16 protein-coding genes and 1 tRNA gene are annotated in these 16,449 nt (G+C 43.1%); 10 read left to right on the forward strand and 7 right to left on the reverse strand.

The genetic code is table 11. The features are described from left to right. The first annotated feature begins 147 nt into the window (after positions 1-147). Entirely contained in the window at positions 148-1,152 is a 1,005-nt protein-coding gene (locus MNR06_RS04445; protein ID WP_243539091.1) for a hypothetical protein, read from the forward strand. Positions 1,153-1,184: 32 nt separating this feature from the next. Here the strand turns inward: MNR06_RS04445 and MNR06_RS04450 are convergent, their stop codons facing one another. Further along, the gene (locus MNR06_RS04450; RefSeq protein ID WP_243539092.1) at positions 1,185-2,408 is read right to left on the reverse strand and encodes a PQQ-dependent sugar dehydrogenase; all 1,224 of its coding nucleotides are present in this window, start codon (positions 2,406-2,408) and stop codon (positions 1,185-1,187) included. Between the two features lie 83 nt (positions 2,409-2,491). Further along, on the reverse strand, positions 2,492-3,256 hold the full coding sequence (locus tag MNR06_RS04455) for a substrate-binding periplasmic protein (RefSeq protein WP_243539094.1): 765 nt from the start codon (positions 3,254-3,256) through the stop codon (positions 2,492-2,494). A 62-nt stretch (positions 3,257-3,318) separates the two neighbouring features. On the opposite strand from MNR06_RS04455, the gene MNR06_RS04460 reads away from it, so the two are divergent. The 3 genes from MNR06_RS04460 (at position 3,319) to MNR06_RS04470 (ending at position 5,770) form a co-directional block, all read left to right on the forward strand. Beyond that, positions 3,319-4,197 carry a hypothetical protein gene (locus MNR06_RS04460; protein WP_243539096.1) on the forward strand — a complete coding sequence of 293 codons (879 nt, stop codon included), beginning with the start codon at positions 3,319-3,321 and terminating at the stop codon, positions 4,195-4,197. 98 nt (positions 4,198-4,295) lie between these two features. Next, the gene (locus tag MNR06_RS04465) at positions 4,296-5,018 is read left to right on the forward strand and encodes an SGNH/GDSL hydrolase family protein (protein ID WP_243539098.1); all 723 of its coding nucleotides are present in this window, start codon (positions 4,296-4,298) and stop codon (positions 5,016-5,018) included. Between the two features lie 143 nt (positions 5,019-5,161). Beyond that, positions 5,162-5,770, forward strand: coding sequence for a YiiX/YebB-like N1pC/P60 family cysteine hydrolase (locus MNR06_RS04470; RefSeq protein ID WP_243539100.1), 609 nt, complete (start codon positions 5,162-5,164; stop codon positions 5,768-5,770). Between the two features lie 190 nt (positions 5,771-5,960). Here the strand turns inward: MNR06_RS04470 and MNR06_RS04475 are convergent. The 3 genes from MNR06_RS04475 to MNR06_RS04485 form a co-directional block, all read right to left on the reverse strand. After that, positions 5,961-6,036: transfer RNA gene (locus MNR06_RS04475), tRNA-His, on the reverse strand. 82 nt (positions 6,037-6,118) lie between these two features. Next, positions 6,119-7,093 (reverse strand): hypothetical protein, encoded by a 975-nt coding sequence (locus tag MNR06_RS04480; RefSeq protein ID WP_243539102.1) that lies wholly within the window; start codon positions 7,091-7,093, stop codon positions 6,119-6,121. Next, complete coding sequence (locus MNR06_RS04485) at positions 7,068-7,919, reverse strand: glycosyltransferase family 2 protein (RefSeq protein ID WP_243539103.1); 852 nt, start codon at positions 7,917-7,919, stop codon at positions 7,068-7,070. Before MNR06_RS04485 ends, MNR06_RS04480 begins: the two co-directional genes overlap by 26 nt. On the opposite strand from MNR06_RS04485, the gene MNR06_RS04490 reads away from it, so the two are divergent. Next, a complete protein-coding gene (locus MNR06_RS04490; protein ID WP_243539105.1) occupies positions 7,918-8,532 on the forward strand; it encodes a hypothetical protein in 615 nt (204 codons plus the stop codon). The genes MNR06_RS04485 and MNR06_RS04490 overlap by 2 nt on opposite strands. Position 8,533: 1 nt before the next feature. After that, the gene (gene mreB, locus MNR06_RS04495) at positions 8,534-9,577 is read left to right on the forward strand and encodes a rod shape-determining protein (RefSeq protein ID WP_243539107.1); all 1,044 of its coding nucleotides are present in this window, start codon (positions 8,534-8,536) and stop codon (positions 9,575-9,577) included. 40 nt (positions 9,578-9,617) lie between these two features. Here mreB and MNR06_RS04500 read toward each other — a convergent pair whose 3' ends face one another. After that, positions 9,618-10,610, reverse strand: a complete 993-nt coding sequence (locus MNR06_RS04500) for an aminotransferase class IV (protein WP_243539109.1) — start codon at positions 10,608-10,610, stop codon at positions 9,618-9,620. Positions 10,611-10,732: 122 nt separating this feature from the next. On the opposite strand from MNR06_RS04500, the gene MNR06_RS04505 reads away from it, so the two are divergent. From MNR06_RS04505 to tsaA, 4 genes are read left to right on the forward strand one after another with little or no spacing between them, the layout of a single operon-like run. Continuing rightward, on the forward strand, positions 10,733-11,608 hold the full coding sequence (locus MNR06_RS04505; protein WP_243539111.1) for a carbonic anhydrase: 876 nt from the start codon (positions 10,733-10,735) through the stop codon (positions 11,606-11,608). Positions 11,609-11,619: 11 nt separating this feature from the next. After that, positions 11,620-13,686, forward strand: coding sequence for a methionine--tRNA ligase (gene metG / locus MNR06_RS04510; protein WP_243539113.1), 2,067 nt, complete (start codon positions 11,620-11,622; stop codon positions 13,684-13,686). Then, entirely contained in the window at positions 13,686-14,468 is a 783-nt protein-coding gene (locus MNR06_RS04515; protein WP_243539121.1) for an RNA methyltransferase, read from the forward strand. Before metG ends, MNR06_RS04515 begins: the two co-directional genes overlap by 1 nt. After that, entirely contained in the window at positions 14,450-15,229 is a 780-nt protein-coding gene (gene tsaA, locus MNR06_RS04520; protein WP_243539123.1) for a tRNA (N6-threonylcarbamoyladenosine(37)-N6)-methyltransferase TrmO, read from the forward strand. Before MNR06_RS04515 ends, tsaA begins: the two co-directional genes overlap by 19 nt. Here the strand turns inward: tsaA and MNR06_RS04525 are convergent. Further along, positions 15,201-16,424 (reverse strand): permease, encoded by a 1,224-nt coding sequence (locus MNR06_RS04525; RefSeq protein ID WP_243539125.1) that lies wholly within the window; start codon positions 16,422-16,424, stop codon positions 15,201-15,203. The genes tsaA and MNR06_RS04525 overlap by 29 nt on opposite strands. Positions 16,425-16,449: the final 25 nt, after the last annotated feature.

The following is a 16,449-nucleotide window of genomic DNA, read 5'->3' on the forward strand; positions in this document are numbered from 1 at the left end:
GTGCAATTCCCTTTCTAATAAAAGCTTTCTCAAAAAAAAGAAAAAAATCGACCACCGGACCTCAGATCGCTTTTAAGACCATTTCAAGAAAAATGACCCCTGGTATACCACTTGCTAACTGAAGGCTTTGCTTAAGAAGGAGCGTTTATGAATTTCAGTAATCAATTACTTATCGGGTCGTTAACTTTGTTTTCTGTTTTGATCAATGGCTGCAGCGGCAAAACCGATTATACCGCAGAATACCTGCCTAAAATGGTAGGTACATACTCTTCCCCAAGTCGAACCATCGAAATTAAAAAAAATGGCACCTACGAAATGCGCTCTGAGGCGACAACTGCAAAATATAGAGAGAATGGAAACTCTTCTGATTTAATCTATTCCGGGGTTTGTGTTTGGAATGAAAAAGGCCAGCTTAGTTTTGATAAAATCGAGACTACTAATATAGTAATGAAAGTAAAAAGCTATGAATTGCTAAATGCTAATATGAGGGATGATAAGGAAAATCCCCTACCGGAGGACAAAGCGCAATCCATTTGTTTAGATGGATTAGAATATCGTAAAAAGAATTTGGACTTACAGCCCTTCGAATACATCGCTCAGGGCGTCTTTCGCGCAGACTTAGATCGTGTAGCAAATGCAGCAGCCTCTAACACTACTTTTACCTTTGCTCCGCTCACCCGTTCTTCATCTATGTTCGGTCATATTTACAGAACCAACGCAGTACCAGTTGATGTGACGAAGATGGTTCTGCCTCTTTTTGCCAACGCAAAAGTAGCAGCCATCGAAAACGGCGATAAAATTTCTGACAAAATTACTTTTGATTCTCGAAAAAATATAATGAAAATTGAAAATAAGATTTGCGGATTTTCTGCGACTTTTTCTATCCAGGTCGTTTTAGCTGAGAAAAATTCTTTTGTTCTTTATTCTCCGAAAGATCCCACACTAGAGCGTTTCTATGTCCAAAATCTTTCTGAAGAGGCTTCGGAAGCTTGTGCAAAACGGCTTTCAGAGATCACTGTTAGTAAAGTTCTTCAAAATCAAGGCGTCCCACTTAATTTGCAGAGCCAAGTTGAGGGAGAATTTGGTCTGGCTCCGTTGCAGTATAAAGCTATCTACAAAAATGATGAAGGTTGGGAAAGATCAAGACTGTAGTATAAAAAGGGAGCCTTTTAGAGGCTCCCTTTTTATTTCGGAGTAAATTTCCAGATCGTGCCGTCATCGAGTGCCATATAGATGTTGCTGTCGGGACCTTGTACGATGGAACGTATTCTTTCGCTTGGAACGTTCACTGGAGTTATTGATGATAATCCGTCTTGGTCGTTGACCTTTAAGGCGATGAGCTTTTCAGAGGCCATTAGACTTACTAATAATATTCCGTTCCAATCTTTCCACTGCTGACCAACCACAAACGCTGCGGTACCCATTCCTTGCGAATCAGGCATCACGAATAGAGGCTTTAAGGCTTGAGGGAATTTATCAGTGTCAGTCATCGAAGTTAATTTGCCGTCTTTTCTGTTAGAAATATAGCCGCAGTAATTATCCGCACAACTGACTCCGGAATCTGGTTTTGGGTCCCAGCCGCCGTTTCCTCCAGGAGATAAGGCTGTGACTTCGTCGCTGTGATTAGGGCCGTGTTCGGCAATGAAGGGCCTACCGTTTGACGGTTTGAACGTTAGGCCCTGGGCATTTCTAAGGCCGTAAACGTAAATGCGCGGGTCGCCTCCTGTAGGAGTGTTGTTGCCTGGAGCTGCTTTTCCGTTGGTGTCGACTCTAAGGATTTTTCCGCCTAGTTTAGTTAAATCTTGAGGCAAAGGACCGTTGTGGTTATCCCCGGTTGTTATGTAAAGATATCCGTCAGGGCCGAACCTAATGCGACCTCCGCTATGGGTGCCGACTCCTCCCCAGAGGTTTCTGCGGTCTTTAAAGGAGATGTCAGTGATGATGTCGGTTCTTTCAGAGACGGAAGTAAAGTTTGCATCGACAACTAATCTTACGATTCGGTTTGTTCTTGGTGAACTTAGTTCAGAGGGCATGAAGACGTAGATGCGGCGATTGCTTGCAAAGTTTGGATCGATAGCTACGCCATGCATGCCGGATTGACCGGCACAGAAGAAATCTGGAACGAAGGTGTTGTAGCCGTTTCCGCCGAAAAGTTTAGTTACCTTTCCATCGGGAGTTCGAACAGAGAGGCCTCTGCATTTTTCGGTGAAAAACATCGTGCTATCCAATGTGAAGGCCATGTCCCAAGGATCGTCTAGGTCTCTCATGAAGTCGGTTCTAGAAAAATCGGGGGTAGCTACTGGGACGCCTGGTTTTTGAGTTAAGGGAGGATTGAGGGAATTTGTGTCATCGTCTCTGCACGCAACAAGTACGACTACAGCTATCAAGGCGAGAAGAATTTTTATCATTTGAACCTCCCGAAAAAAGGAGCATAAGCAATGACGGCGGGATCGTCAGGTTTTCTTTTTGTAGAGGTGTGCTAACACAAAGCTTACGGCTTTTTTGTTTCTAACATTTTATAATAATCTTCTAGGTGCTTATTAAATTCGTCATGTGTAGAATTAAAGAAAGCGACAAATTCCTTGGGGACGTTTTTTTTCTTTAAAGCTAGCTTGTATTTTTCAACCACTATGGGCTTTGCATTCAATTGCAACTTGTCACGGTATTGCTTCAGTGATGGCTCCATCGCCAGTGTGAAACGATACACTCCTTTATCGATAAAAATAAAGTCCACCCTACCCGTAGCTAATTTTAACAGGTTGTTTTCTTGGCTCGACGTAGTTTCGACTTTTAATCCCTGTTTGACTAGATCCTCGATTCCTGGACGAAGCTCAACACCTTGAACATTTCCTGCCGTATATCTTTTTAGATCCTGCAGATCGCGAAATAGGATTGGATGATCTTTTCTTTCTGCAATACTCCAGGGACTTTCAAACATCACATCTGTAAACATAAAAACATCTTCATGCTCAATGGTTCGTATTGGGAAGTAAGCATCGATTTCGGACTTCTTAACGGCATCCATTTTTGCCCGAATCCATGATGGCGCGAATATAACTTTTAAATTGTAGTCCTTCTTTTCTAGAACTTTTTTTAGAGCATAGAAAATAGCTCCGCCGTCGGGAAGTTTTTCCGCCATCCAGGGAGCGGCTTCGTGTGTGATGACCGTGAGCGTTTTATCGTTGGCGGAGTGAGCATTTAGAGCAAAGAGGCATGCTATTAGCGACAATATTCCAAATCTTAAAAAGAATCTCACAGTAACCCTCCACAGATTCGGTACTTTATCGTATAGGAATCGGTCAAGTTACGGAAGTTGGCTTGAAGATTGAATCTTGTAATTTCATGGCTTACAGAGATGCGTACAAATCAATTGAGTGGACTATAGAACAAAGAAAACAGAAATCTTTGGTCAGTCGTTGGCGTAAATTGTTGGTGAATCTCAATATGAGACACTGGATGCTGTCTGCACTTTTTATCATTTGTTTTTTATTTTTAAATGATGCCCATGCACAAATTCGCTGCGAGGATTTGTTTAAGGAAATTCCTCGGCCTGCCACTGCAACCATCACTGAAAAAGTTGCAAAGAATAGTTTTATTACAGACCGCACCTTATGGGACTATACCCATGATCTGCATCCTGATTTTACGAAAGCTTTAGAAAGAATGACTCCAGAAAGTCACTGGATTGATATGGGCGCTGGCAAAGCTAAGGCTTTGATTGAATTTATGAAGTCCCGCGACTCAGAAGCTCGTCCTTATACGACGGCTGTTGCCTTCAAAATTGATCGCTGGTTTGGAATGCCAAATTTTGAGGGAAAACTGCAAACCCATGAAGGAATTTTTGAGCATCAACCGACCCACCAGTGGCGTAAGGCTGACGTGATCACAGATGTGATGGGAGTATTTTCTTATACGACCGATTTAGGTACGACCTTGCAGAAGAATTTTGATCTTTTAAAAGTAAATGGAGAACTTTACATTAGCACTAGTGCCTATGGTTCTCAGTTCCGGGTGAATGGTGAAACATTAAGTTTAGAAGTATTCTTAGCATCAATCCCAGGCCTTAAAGTTGAAGGCAAATGGGGAACTATTAAAATCACTAAAGAACAAGAAAATATCAAAATTCCTGTCCTAGAGTTAGAGCGCTATAAAGATGAGTCCCCACCAATTCGCCTATTTAAGGTTCACCTCGATTAATTTATTTCAGGTGATTGTTTTGTTTCATGTATCACTTGAACGCCCGCTAAACTCTTGATCTAATTGCTAGGCAAACTCCGTTATAAATAAGGAAGTTTATGACTAGCCTACTATTCTTAGTTCTACTGAATCTTGGTTTTTCAGCAGAGAACTCTTTTGAGCGAGTTCTCTTGTTGGGCGACTCCCACGCCTATGGAAAATACGGTGAGGTTTTGGATGCTCACTTTCGCAAAAATGCAAAACAGGTGACTTCATTTTCTAGCTGCGGATCTTCGCCTTCAACTTGGATGACGACGTCCGCTAATTTTAAATCTACAAATTGCGGATTTTGGCAGAAAAGCAGTGCTGACCGCGAGATTCGAGTTAAAAGTCACAAGCTTCCTTCCTTTGATCAAGAAATTCAAAAACTTCAACCGCAAGTTACGGTGATCACATTAGGGACGAATATTCTTGGTAGCACCGGAAATATTTCTTCAGAAAAAAAACATGTCGAAACGATGATGAAATCGATTCGCGCGCAAGGTTCAGAGTGCGTTTGGGTGGGGCCTCCGGATTTATCTAAGGACCCGTTTAAGAAAAACCTTCCTCTGGGAATTGAGAGCTTAAAGAGTTTAGCGAAAGAAAATAAATGTCATTTCATTGATTCGACGGCGATCACAAAATATCCCGCTGGAAAATCAGACGGTGTTCATTATGGACCTAAAGATTCTGCCGCCTGGGGAAAAGCTGTAGTGAAAAAAATTGAAGGCTTAAAATTGAGTCCACCTTCAAGCGATTCCGTGCCGACGGATAAAAAATCTCAACCTAACGGCGTTCGTTAGTCATTGCGAGATGCCATTAAACAGTTAATCTGCAGGTTCTTGTCCGAGCGTCGGAATGGTGTTCTATGACGTAGAAGTGTCTTGCAAAGTTTATCGCTTACATCTTATTTCTTAAATAACTATAACTTTATTAGGAATAAAAAATGAAAACATCTGCCCTTTCAATGCTGTTCCTTTCTTTTCTTTTTAGCTTTTCTTCTTTTGCAGCCACTTATCAAGATGGCGATATCATTTTTCATGAAAGCCAAGGCGTGCAATCAAAAGCCATTCAAGAAGCTACTGGCTCTAAATGGACCCATGTCGGAATGTTGTTTTATAAAGAGGGTCAGTGGCAAGTGGCCGAGGCTGTTCAGCCGGTCCGCTTTACTTCATTGAGTTCATTTATTTCTCGCGGAAAGAACAAAGCTTACAGAATTTATCGCGTTCCCGGCTTAACTAGTGAAAACAGAAAAGATCTGCGCTTGCAACTAGCTCCATTTGTTGGTGCTGACTATGATATTTATTTTGAGTGGACGGATGATTTGATTTACTGTTCTGAGCTTGTTTACAAGGTCTTTAAAAAGGCTACGGGCATTGAGGTGGGACATGTTCAAAAATTTCGTGATCTAAATCTTGGTGGACCTTACGTGAAGGCGCTGATTAAAAATCGTTTAGAGAACACTGGCAGAGAGCTTGATCTGAATGAGCCAATTATTACGCCAGTGGCGCAGATTAAAGATGCGAAACTGAAGTTGGTGGAAGAAGTTAAGTAGGCGTCAGATCATCGTAAAAGTAAAAAAAGGCAGCTATGGAGCTGCCTTTTTTATTTTTAATCAATTTAATAGCGAATCTCCTCTAGCGCACCTAGAGCAGTGGATTTACCAATAACTTAAATTTTTTTGGATTTTAGAGAAAAAATTGGGGTGACCGAAGGTTCAAGCCCATGGAGCTTTTAGAAAAAATTGGGGTGACCGACGGGGCTTGAACCCGCGACACTCGGAATCACAATCCGATGCTCTACCAACTGAGCTACGGCCACCACAAAGGAAGGTCCGTTATAGGGCCTTACCGGGCAAAGTGCAAGCAGGATTTGAACCTACCTTTTAAGAATTTTAAAAAACTTAGTAATCACAAGGAGCTACGACAGGCTGCGCCTTACAAATGGTGCTCGCTTTTTCAGCATCTAGTGCCATTTCCTCGGCCCAATCCCCGTTGGCGTTACAGCGCTTTCTTACGCAAGAAACTTCTTTATTCGCTAGAAGGCACTTCTTTTTTTCTTTCGATGGATTGTTCAGACATATCCACGCGCACTGATTGAATTTTCCTAAGGGACTTTGGCAAATCATTCCTGCGCTTCTTGCCTTAGATAGATCTGAAGAGTTGGATTTTTGTTTTGCCAGTTTATCCTGGCGCTTTCTTTCAGCCACGGCGGTTTGATCCGCCTGCGAGCTTTCAAGAGTCTTCACAGGAAGTAATTTTCCCTTTGGAATCTTCTTTCCCTGCAAAAGAACATCGTAGGCGATTTCCCCGCTTTCAAGAACTCCTTGAAACCCTGACTGTTGACCGGCTTGCACCTTGACTGACTCTTCAAAATTAAGGGCTGAAAACTCGATGCTTCCGTTTAATACCTTCACTTCGGCATAGGCATTTTTTGGGTCGATGGTATAAATGAAATCCCCAGGGGGCGCGATGAATTCAAAAAGATCAGATCTTAAGGCAATGTTATAGCGCCCTTTATCTTCTAGCTTTTGTAGCCAGTTTAAAGATCCGCTCTTTAATAATAGGACCGGGGCTTCACCACTTTCCCAACTAATCACCGGCAGGGATAGTACGCTTTGACTTAACAGAATAACGCTGCGTTTTTCATCAAGCGCTACTTTAACTAAAGAATTAAGGCCCGTTTCTAATAAGGCTTTTTCGCGAAGGATTAGTTTTTTCTTAACGGGATGACGAATGCCATCTTTACCCGTCACCCAGGCTGGGCCTTGCCACTCTTGAATTGCAGGATATTTCGGCGGAGTCGGTTCGCCAGTAAACGCTAAAAGCAACGGAGAAAGTAAAAGTAAAACTTTAACTAACCTGTTTTTTCTGCACACGTTCCATCTCCCACAATTTAGCGAACTTTAAAAATAAGGAATAAGCGGCCCCCACAGAGATTATAAATCCTGCAAGTCCATCCCTGAAACCTGCCTTAAAAAAGTAAGTTTCAATAAACTTACCCCAGGGCTTAAAGATCAACTTTAAGTACGAGAATTTTGCGCCCTTAGCTGCAAGCTGTTGGGCTCCTAGTGTAGAGTATCGATCATTTGTGATAACTTGATCACTAAGACTATCAAAGACCCAGTGGTGCAGATCTTTTTCCATTTTTAGTTTTTTGCTGACTTCGACTTTTTCGTGCAAATCAGCGGAATTCCATTGCGATTTACTTTTATTAAACAGTCTTAGCTGATAATCGGGATACCATCCCCCGTGATCGATCCATCGGCCTAAGTGATAAGACCGGCGTGGAAACAGGTAGCCCGCTTCTTCGTCTAACGAACGGAATTTGGTGATTAATTCAGCAGCAAGTTCGGGGCTTAACGCCTCGTCGGCATCTAAGGAAAGCACCCAAGGATTTTTTGCTTGTTCTGTTGCAAAGGCCTTTTGTAGGCCAAATCCCCGCCACTTTTCTTGGAAAACCCGGGCTCCGCAGGCTTTGGCGATATCGACAGTGCGATCCGTCGAAAAACTATCAACAACCACCACGTCATCGACAAAGGGGGCTGAGCGAATGCAACGCTCGATATGAGCTTCTTCGTTCAAAGTGATGATTACTAAAGATATGGGCAATTTCGTCACTCTTTCAGATTCTCTTTGGATCAAGGTCTTGTCAAACGATTCGCAACTGGATACCATTTTTTGAGCTGAAAGGTTTTTATTCATGAATTTTGCTAAATACTTCGTTTTAGGTCTTTTTCTAACTTCTAACGCCCATGCCTATTTAAGTATCGCTGAATCTGGCGAACTAGATCCGCAAGGAAAATATCAAGTGGGAGTAGAACCGCAACTTCTAACCAACAAAGGTGGCGGTGCGAACGTAAATGTGTTCATCGATACAGCCATCAGTGAATCTTCAAGTGCCCGCGTTTCTATGGGTGCTGGGGCTGTGGATTTTAATGCGTTTGCTAGCTTTAAATTCATTCCATTTCCTGACGTCGATAACCAACCGTCGATGGGTTTCCGCGCAGGGGCAGGTATTGCTCGCGATGAAGAGCAAAATCTTTTGCAATTGCAGTTTTCACCACTTGTAAGCAAAAAGTTTGATACTGAATACGGATTAGCTGTTCCTTACCTGGCTGTGCCTTTCACGTTCCTAAATACAAAAGAAGAAAATCTTGTAGCGACAAATCTGTCCATCGGCAGTGAATTTCACTATGTAGATTGGGATCAAGTGACTCTTGGCGCGGAAGCGGGAGTAGACTTGAATAAATCTTATTCATACATTTCAATCTTTGCTACTTTCCCTTTTGAAAGCCAAAAAGGATTCGGGAATTAATATGTTTTCATGGTTGTTTAAAGACGATGCTGGAACCGCTGCTGATCTTTATGTCGATTTAGGGACTGCGAATACTTTGATCGCAGCTCGCGGAAAAGGAATCGTTCTTAATGAGCCTTCTTTGATCGCTTACCAACAAACTAGTCCTGGCAAAAAAAGAGTGATCGCTGTGGGTAATGACGCTAAAGAAAAATTAGCGAACAACCCAGGAAGCATTTTTCCCCAGAAACCTATTCGTGACGGCGTCATTGCTGACTTTGAAACTTCAGAAGTGATGCTTCAACATTTCTTAAGCCAACCTGGCGTGAGAAATGCTTTTTCTCGCCCGCGCGTAGTGGTTTCACTTCCCTACGGCGTGACTGAAGTTGAAAAGAAAGCTGTTATTCAGTCTTGTAAAGCGGCTGGCGCGAAAGAAGTTTTCTTGATTGATGAACCAATGGCTGCGGCGATTGGATCTGGTCTTAACGTGAAGTCAGCTCAAGGTAATATGATCATCGATATCGGTGGCGGGACGACGGAGGTGGCCGTTATCGCACTTGCAGATATCGTGTACTGTGAAGCGGTTCGCGTAGGTGGTCATAAAATTGATGACCAGATCATTGATTATTTCCGCAAGTATAAAAAATTAATTATCTCTGACAACACGGCTGAATATTTGAAGGTTGAAATCGGCACGGCGGTTCCTAAAAAAGACATTCGCACGGCGCAAATCTCTGGTCGCGATGCTGATACTGGCATGAATAAAACCATGGAAGTCAGCTCTGAAGATGTTGGCCTAGCGATGAATAACTGTATTCAAGAAGTTATCAATGCTATTCACAAGGCTTTAGAACATACTCCGCCGGAACTTGTTTCTGACATCATTGAAACTGGCGTTGTGCTTGCCGGTGGTGGTGCGCTGATTCGTGACTTTGATTTGCGTATTCAAAACGAAGTTCGCCTGCCTGTGCGAGTTGCTGAAAGTCCACTGACAGCCATTGCAAAAGGCGGCGAAGCTGTTTTAAGTGATCCAGAGTTATTAGATAAAATTCAATTGGAAGTTTAGTCGCTCGTTGGCGTTTACTCCGACTTCGCCGGAGTACAATTTAAACTACAACGGCGTCGGCGTGATAGACAGGGGTCGCTTTGGGCCCCTCTTTCATATCAGCTCTTAAAAGTTTCAGCATTTTTTCTGCTATCGGTCCCTGCTTACCGGATCCAATCACTTTTCCTTCGTACTCTGTGACCGGTAAAACATCTAACGTTGTTCCGATCATCATCACTTCTTGAGCGTTAAGGATATCGCTTTCAGTCAGGTCTTTTTCAATCACTGAATTTAAGTGACCTTCTTTCACTAGGGATTGCGCCAGCTCAAAAGATCTCATCATGGTCGTTCCTTTTAGGATGTGACGTAAATGAGGTCGGATTAGATTTTTATTTTTATCGATAAGTACGATGTTCTCTGTACTGCCTTCAGTTAAAAACCCGTTACCGCAAACACCGATTGTGAAATCGATTTTTCTATCGACACTTTCTTTTTTCATTAGAACGTTTGGCAGATAGTTACAGGTTTTGATTTTTGCTAACCATGGTTCTTTCGGCGGGACTTGGCTGCGACCGACTTTAACCCCTTGTTGGTATTTTTCAGCAGCGATTGGCGCATAGGAAGTCACTACCAAATAAAGTTGCGAAGCAATGGAGTCATAGGGATTTGTCGTGAATCCACCTGGGCCGCGGGAAATATAAAGGCGAAGCATCGCATTTTGTGCACCAGTGGCTTGGGTTGTCGCCATAATGATCTTTTTAACTTCATCCAGCGGCATCGGCATTGGTAGACCAATAAGACCTGCTGAAATTTCTAGGCGCTCTAAGTGTTCTTGCAGCAGAAACGCTTTTCCTTCGATCACTTTAATCGCTTCAAAAACGCCATCTCCGCGATGAACAAGATGATCATCTACGGGTACTACCATCATGCCTGGATCTTTTACGATGCCGCCCCACCAGGTGCTATACATAGCTAGGTAAGTCTTTTGCGCAGAATAGTTGCGCTCTTGAAGTTTTGCTTGAATTTCTGAAGGCGATAAAACCGTGACGGACATTGGTTTCTCCTATGACTTATTCATTCTAAAGAAAGCCTTAATAGCAAAAAAGTTTTTTCCTTTTTAATTTGACCTGCCTCGATGGAGGTCCTGACAATAGAACCACCCACGGGGAGGACAAAATGTTACGACTTTTCATAATGAGCTTAGTTCTTTTATCAATGAGCGCCTGCTCATCTTTACGCAGAAGCCCCTCCCAAGAAGATACTAAAGTAATGCTGAAAGACCAACAGGGAGATAAAAAAGAAGCTCCAGCACAGGCAACTAGCAATGATGAAAAGGGTATCACCCGCATTTCTTCGAAGGATCTTGACTCAGAAGCACAAACTAAAGAGCTCAAAGAAGCGGTTGCTGCTGCCACTCAACATGTCGAAAAAGGTTCGGAAAAATCCACGCGTCGCGCCGGTCCCGTCGCTGCTGAAAAAGCCATGGGTTGGCTTAGAAATGGCAACACCCGCTTTGCAAGGGGGCGCTTTCGTAACGACGGAGCTTCGCGGGCAGATCGTTCGCGTTTAAGCTCAGGCCAAACGCCGCATTCTGTGATTGTATCTTGCAGTGATTCGCAAGTGCCTCCGGAAGTGGTTTTTGACCAAAAATTGGGTGAAGTTTTTGTGATTCGCACGGCTGGTGAAGCTATGGATAACAACGTCGTCGGCAGCGTTGAATACGCGGTTGAACATTTGGGCGCAAATTTAGTGGTCATAATGGGCCATGACTCTTGTGGGGCAATTTCTGCGACCCTTGCTTCTTTGCGTGGTTCTGGGTTGGGAAGCCCTGCACTAGAGGCTTTGGCTAATGATATTAAGCCAAGAATTCAAAAATTTGCGACCATGGCCCCTTCAGAAGGTTTAGTTGACGAGAGCTGGGCAAATACGGATGGAGTTGCTGCTGATTTGATTGGGCGCTCAGCAATCCTTCGTGACGCTATAGCGTCGGGGGATGTAAAGATCGTGAAAGCCATGTATCATCTCGACTCTGGCCAAGTTGATTGGCGCTAGAAAGGCAATTCATGAATCAGAACCGCAAAATTTTAATCACCTGTGCTCTTCCCTATGCCAATGGATATATCCATCTTGGTCATATGATGGAATACCTTCAAGCTGACTTCTGGGCACGTTTTCAAAAAATGCGCGGTAATGAGTGCGTGTATATTTGTGCCGATGACACCCACGGTACACCGATCATGGTGAAAGCCCGCGAGATGGGTATTACTCCGGAAGCTTTAATTGCGAAAAGCTTTGACGAGCACTCTAAAGACTTTGCTGACTTCCAAGTTGATTTTTCTTTTTACGGATCTACGAATGCGCCGGAAAATAAAGCACTGTGTGAACTTTTCTATCAACGCATGGTTGATGGTGGGCACACGAACGTTAAAGCGATTCAGCAGCTTTATTGTAACTTCGATAAAATGTTTTTACCCGACCGCTTCGTAAAAGGTATTTGCCCTAAGTGTGGCGCAAAAGATCAATATGGTGATTCTTGTGACGTGTGCGGGTCCACTTACTCCCCTGCGGATATGAAGGGTGTGCACTGTTCATTATGCGGTAACACGCCAGTGATGAAGGAAAGCCAAAGTATTTTCTTTAAGTTGAATGACTTTAAGAAATATCTGGAAGAGTGGATTCCGAAGCATTGTGCCCCGGAAATTTCTAAAAAGATGCTTGAATGGTTTAATGAGGATTTGCTGGATTTAGATATTTCCCGCGATGAGCCTTATTTTGGCTTCCCGATTCCAGGCACTGATGGCAAAAAGTTTTTCTATGTTTGGGTGGATGCTCCGATGGGGTATATGTCCACAACTGAGCGTTGGGCGAAACAACAAAATCTTTCCCTGAAGGATGTTTGGCAGGACCCAACCCGTGAAATATACCATTTCATCGGTAAGGACATTGCGCGCTTCCATACAATCTTCTGGCCCGCGTTTTTGAAAGCGGCGAATTTTAGATCTCCGAATCAAGTATTCGTTCACGGTCACTTGATGGTGAACGGCGAAAAAATGTCTAAATCTAAAGGAACATTTATCGCAGCAAGAACTTATTTGAATCATTTAAATCCTGAATACCTTCGTTATTATTATTCAACGAAGTTAAATAGCTCTGTTGATGATATGGATTTAAATCTTGAAGATTTCGTGAATCGTGTGAATTCAGAACTTGTGGGTAAAATCACGAATCTTGGGTCCCGCGGTGGACAAATGCTTAAGAAAAAAATGGATGGCATGATGAGTTCACCGGATGAGGAAGGCTTGCGACTTATTGAGCAGGCTCAAGCTCGTGGTGAAGTTATTGCTGGTCATTTTGAAGCTCGTGATTTTGCGAAAGCTGTCGGCGAAATTCGTTCACTAGCTGATGATGCTAACAAATACTTTGATGAGAAAGCTCCGTGGAAAACATTAGAGACAGATCCTGCTGGAACTAAGAAGGTCATTACTACGACTTTGAATATGTTCCGTATGCTGGCGATCTACTTAAAGCCTGTTCTTCCTCACTACACTGCGAAAGTGGCGAAGCTTTTGGGCGAAAAAGATTATCAGTGGTCTGACATTGAAACGGTTCTTACAAATCACCCGATCAATGAGTATGAGCATATTGCGACTCGCATTGAGGCTGATAAAGTAAAAGCCATGGTGGAAGAAAGCCGCAAGATCAATGAAGAGATTCAGTCGGCTAAGGCTAAGAGTGGGCCTCAACCTGCAGCGCCGGCTGATTCTAAAAAAGCAGCTGAAGATAGAAATGGCGACCGTCCGACTGAAATTGAATTTGCTGATTTTGAAAAAGTAGATTTGCGCATTGGTCAGGTTATTGAAGCTGAAGAGATCAAAGAAGCAGATAAACTTTTGAGATTAAAAGTGGATATTGGTGGCGGCCAGGTTCGCCAAATTATCGCAGGGATTAAGACTGCCTATAAAGCTGAGCAACTTTTGGGACGTAAGATTTTGGTTTGCGTGAATTTAAAACCGCGCAAAATGAAGTTTGGTATGTCTGAAGGTATGGTGCTTGCTGCTGGCAGCGGTGGCAGTGATTTATTTGTATTGGCTGCAGATGATGGCGCCCAAGTTGGCCAACGCGTGAAATAATGGCTTTAAATCCCCAGGATAAAAAATCCCTCGAAGAAATTCATCGACTCTTTTTAGAGCTTGAAAAATCCTCGAGGGATTTTTCTTTTGATGCGGATGCTTTAAAGAATTTAAAAAACAAACTGTCATTGTTAAAAAATTCCGAAAATCCTGACGTTTCCCGTCTAACTGACCTGCAAAAGCATTTAGTTGAGGGAATGAGTCTTAAGCACTTTGTCAGCTTCGCTGTTCCCGTTGAAAGACTTCTGCATAAGAATTTGCAAGATGATGAATTTCTGATCGTCGAAAACGACAAAACTGAAACCCAGCTTGAAAAAATTCCTTTGGTTTTTGTTTTAGATAATATGCGCTCAGCATTTAATGTGGGTTCAATTTTTAGAACCGCGGAATGCTTGGGTGTCGAAAAAATCTATCTTTGTGGTTACACGCCCACGCCCGATCAATGGAAGGTTGAAAAGACCGCCATGGGGACGGAGCAGAATGTTTCTTGGGCTGAAGGTGGTAAACTTTTAGAATGCCTTGAGGAACTAAAAGATGAAGGCTATCGCGTGATTGCTTTAGAAACGGCAGCCAGTGCCGTGGACCTTTATCAAAATTTTGAACAAGAGCCGACAGCTTTTGTTTTTGGTAACGAACGTTTTGGATTAGATCCTGAGATCTTAAAAGTCATCGATGAAGTTCGCATTATTCCTCTGCGTGGAATGAAGAATTCATTAAATGTGGGTGTCACGGCGGCTGTTGCTGGCTTTGAATGGATGAGACAGTGGCGTCAGCAAAAATAGAAATCTCCCCAATCGGTATTTTCAGAACTTCGCAGGTGCATCCCTATGAGGCTGGCAGGCAGCCTGATGAATTCCATGCAGAAGGATGTATTGAGCTAGAATCGGGACACAATTTTGAACAGGCTCTTACGGGTCTTGATGGTTGTGAAAGAATCTGGATCATTTTTCATTTTCATCATAATCCTGATTGGCAGCCGATGGTGTTACCTCCTCGTGGTAGTGATACTAAGTTAGGTGTGTTTGCTACCCGTTCGCCTTATCGCCCTAATGGCATTGGTATGAGCTGCGTAAAGGTCGCACGCATTGAGAAATTAAAGATTTTTGTTTCTGGTGCAGATATTCTTGATGGCAGTCCTGTGCTTGATATTAAGCCTTACGTGGCTTACGCGGATTCCTTTCCAGGAGTTGAACCTGCCTGGTTAAAAAACGCTGAGAAACATGTGATTTCTTTTTCCGAGCGCGCTAAAGAAAGTTTGCGCTATCTTGATAGTCACGGCGTCACTCAACTTCGTGGATTTTTACTTCATCAGTTAGAGTATGAGCCTACGAATTCTAGAAAAAAACGTGTGAAGGCTGCTGGTGAAGAATTTGTTATTGCCTATCGCACTTGGCGCGCGCGTTTTTCTGTCGCGAAAGACCAAGTGCAGGTCTTAGAGATTTTTTCAGGATATAGTTCTGCAGATTTAGAAAATGCGGATGATCCCTATGCAGATAAAATCATTCATAAGCAGTTTAAGAAGCTCTTTCAGCCTCTGTCGTAGTTGGTGGCGTAAGAGCCATCTGCGTTCGGATGTATCGATATAATGGGATAAACCCGACTATACGGCCGACGCTGCCGATGATGAATAGCCAATAATAGCCCGTTAAGTGTTCACCTAAAAGCCACAGGAATTTTCCACCTAAGTACGTTCCTAAGATGATCGCTGTTGAGTTTAAAAGATTATAAACAGTCAACACCGCGATTTTTTCGTCTTGCTTGATGTCTTTAAAGAATATCAACGAAAGACCTACTTCAACGAAGGCCCACGCAAGTCCGCTGATTAATTGTAAAAAGAAAATGTAAAGATGGCTGCTGCTTAAAGCCCACAGTGCTGGCAGTGGCGCCACGGCGCCTGCTCCGAATAATAACAAACTAAAACCTGAAGCAGACTTACGGAATCTTTCAATCGCTGTGATGGCTGCAATTTTTCCGATAAATAAGATGGCGATGGCCACCATATAGGTGCCGTAATCCATCTTAGCTTGCGCAAGCATGTAGGGGGTGACAAATGGTGACGAGATAAATACGGCGGCTTGAAACGGCGCTAAGAAAAAGAAAAATTGGCGCTTTGAAGTGTTGCTCCAAAAAACCTTCCAGGATTCTCTAAATCCCAATTTCTTTTCGTTGATCCATGCGGGATCAAAATACTGATTAGAAAGAATGTAGGAAGAAAATAAACGGCATGCAAAAGCGAAAGCGAATAATAATGTAAAGACGCTTGTGAATGGTCCGATTTCTACTTTGTTATGAAGAGCTACGCCTCCGGCCACTAGACCGATCAAGATTCCGAGCTGAGAAATTTTTGTTCTTTTTGAAAAGAAGGTGTTTCCTTCTTCAACGTTCACAAGGCGTCCCATCCACCAGTTCCATGCAAGACCTGATGAAAAGCCTGAGCCCCAATACAAAGTCAGAATAAAGAATAAAGTCCAAAAGTTCGGCGCGCGAGTGGCAGAGAAATAAATTAACGGAATAAACGTAAGGGCTTGAAGAATCGCAGAAGCCACGACCCAGTGTTTATGGGACTGAACCTGTTGCAAACCCCGTGGAGTGATCAGTTGCAAGATAGCGCCGCTTACCAATGGTAAACTTGCTAAGATTCCGGCGAAGATTTCGCCCATACCAATAGATAAAGAATAAGCTGGCAAGTAGGTCTCGCCAGCTCCGATAACTAAGGCGCTTAAAAAAGCGTCGATCAAACTAAGTCTTAAACTTCTTTCTCTC

Origin of the sequence: Bdellovibrio reynosensis (assembly GCF_022814725.1) — a bacterium.
In the GTDB taxonomy this organism is placed as follows: domain Bacteria; phylum Bdellovibrionota; class Bdellovibrionia; order Bdellovibrionales; family Bdellovibrionaceae; genus Bdellovibrio; species Bdellovibrio reynosensis.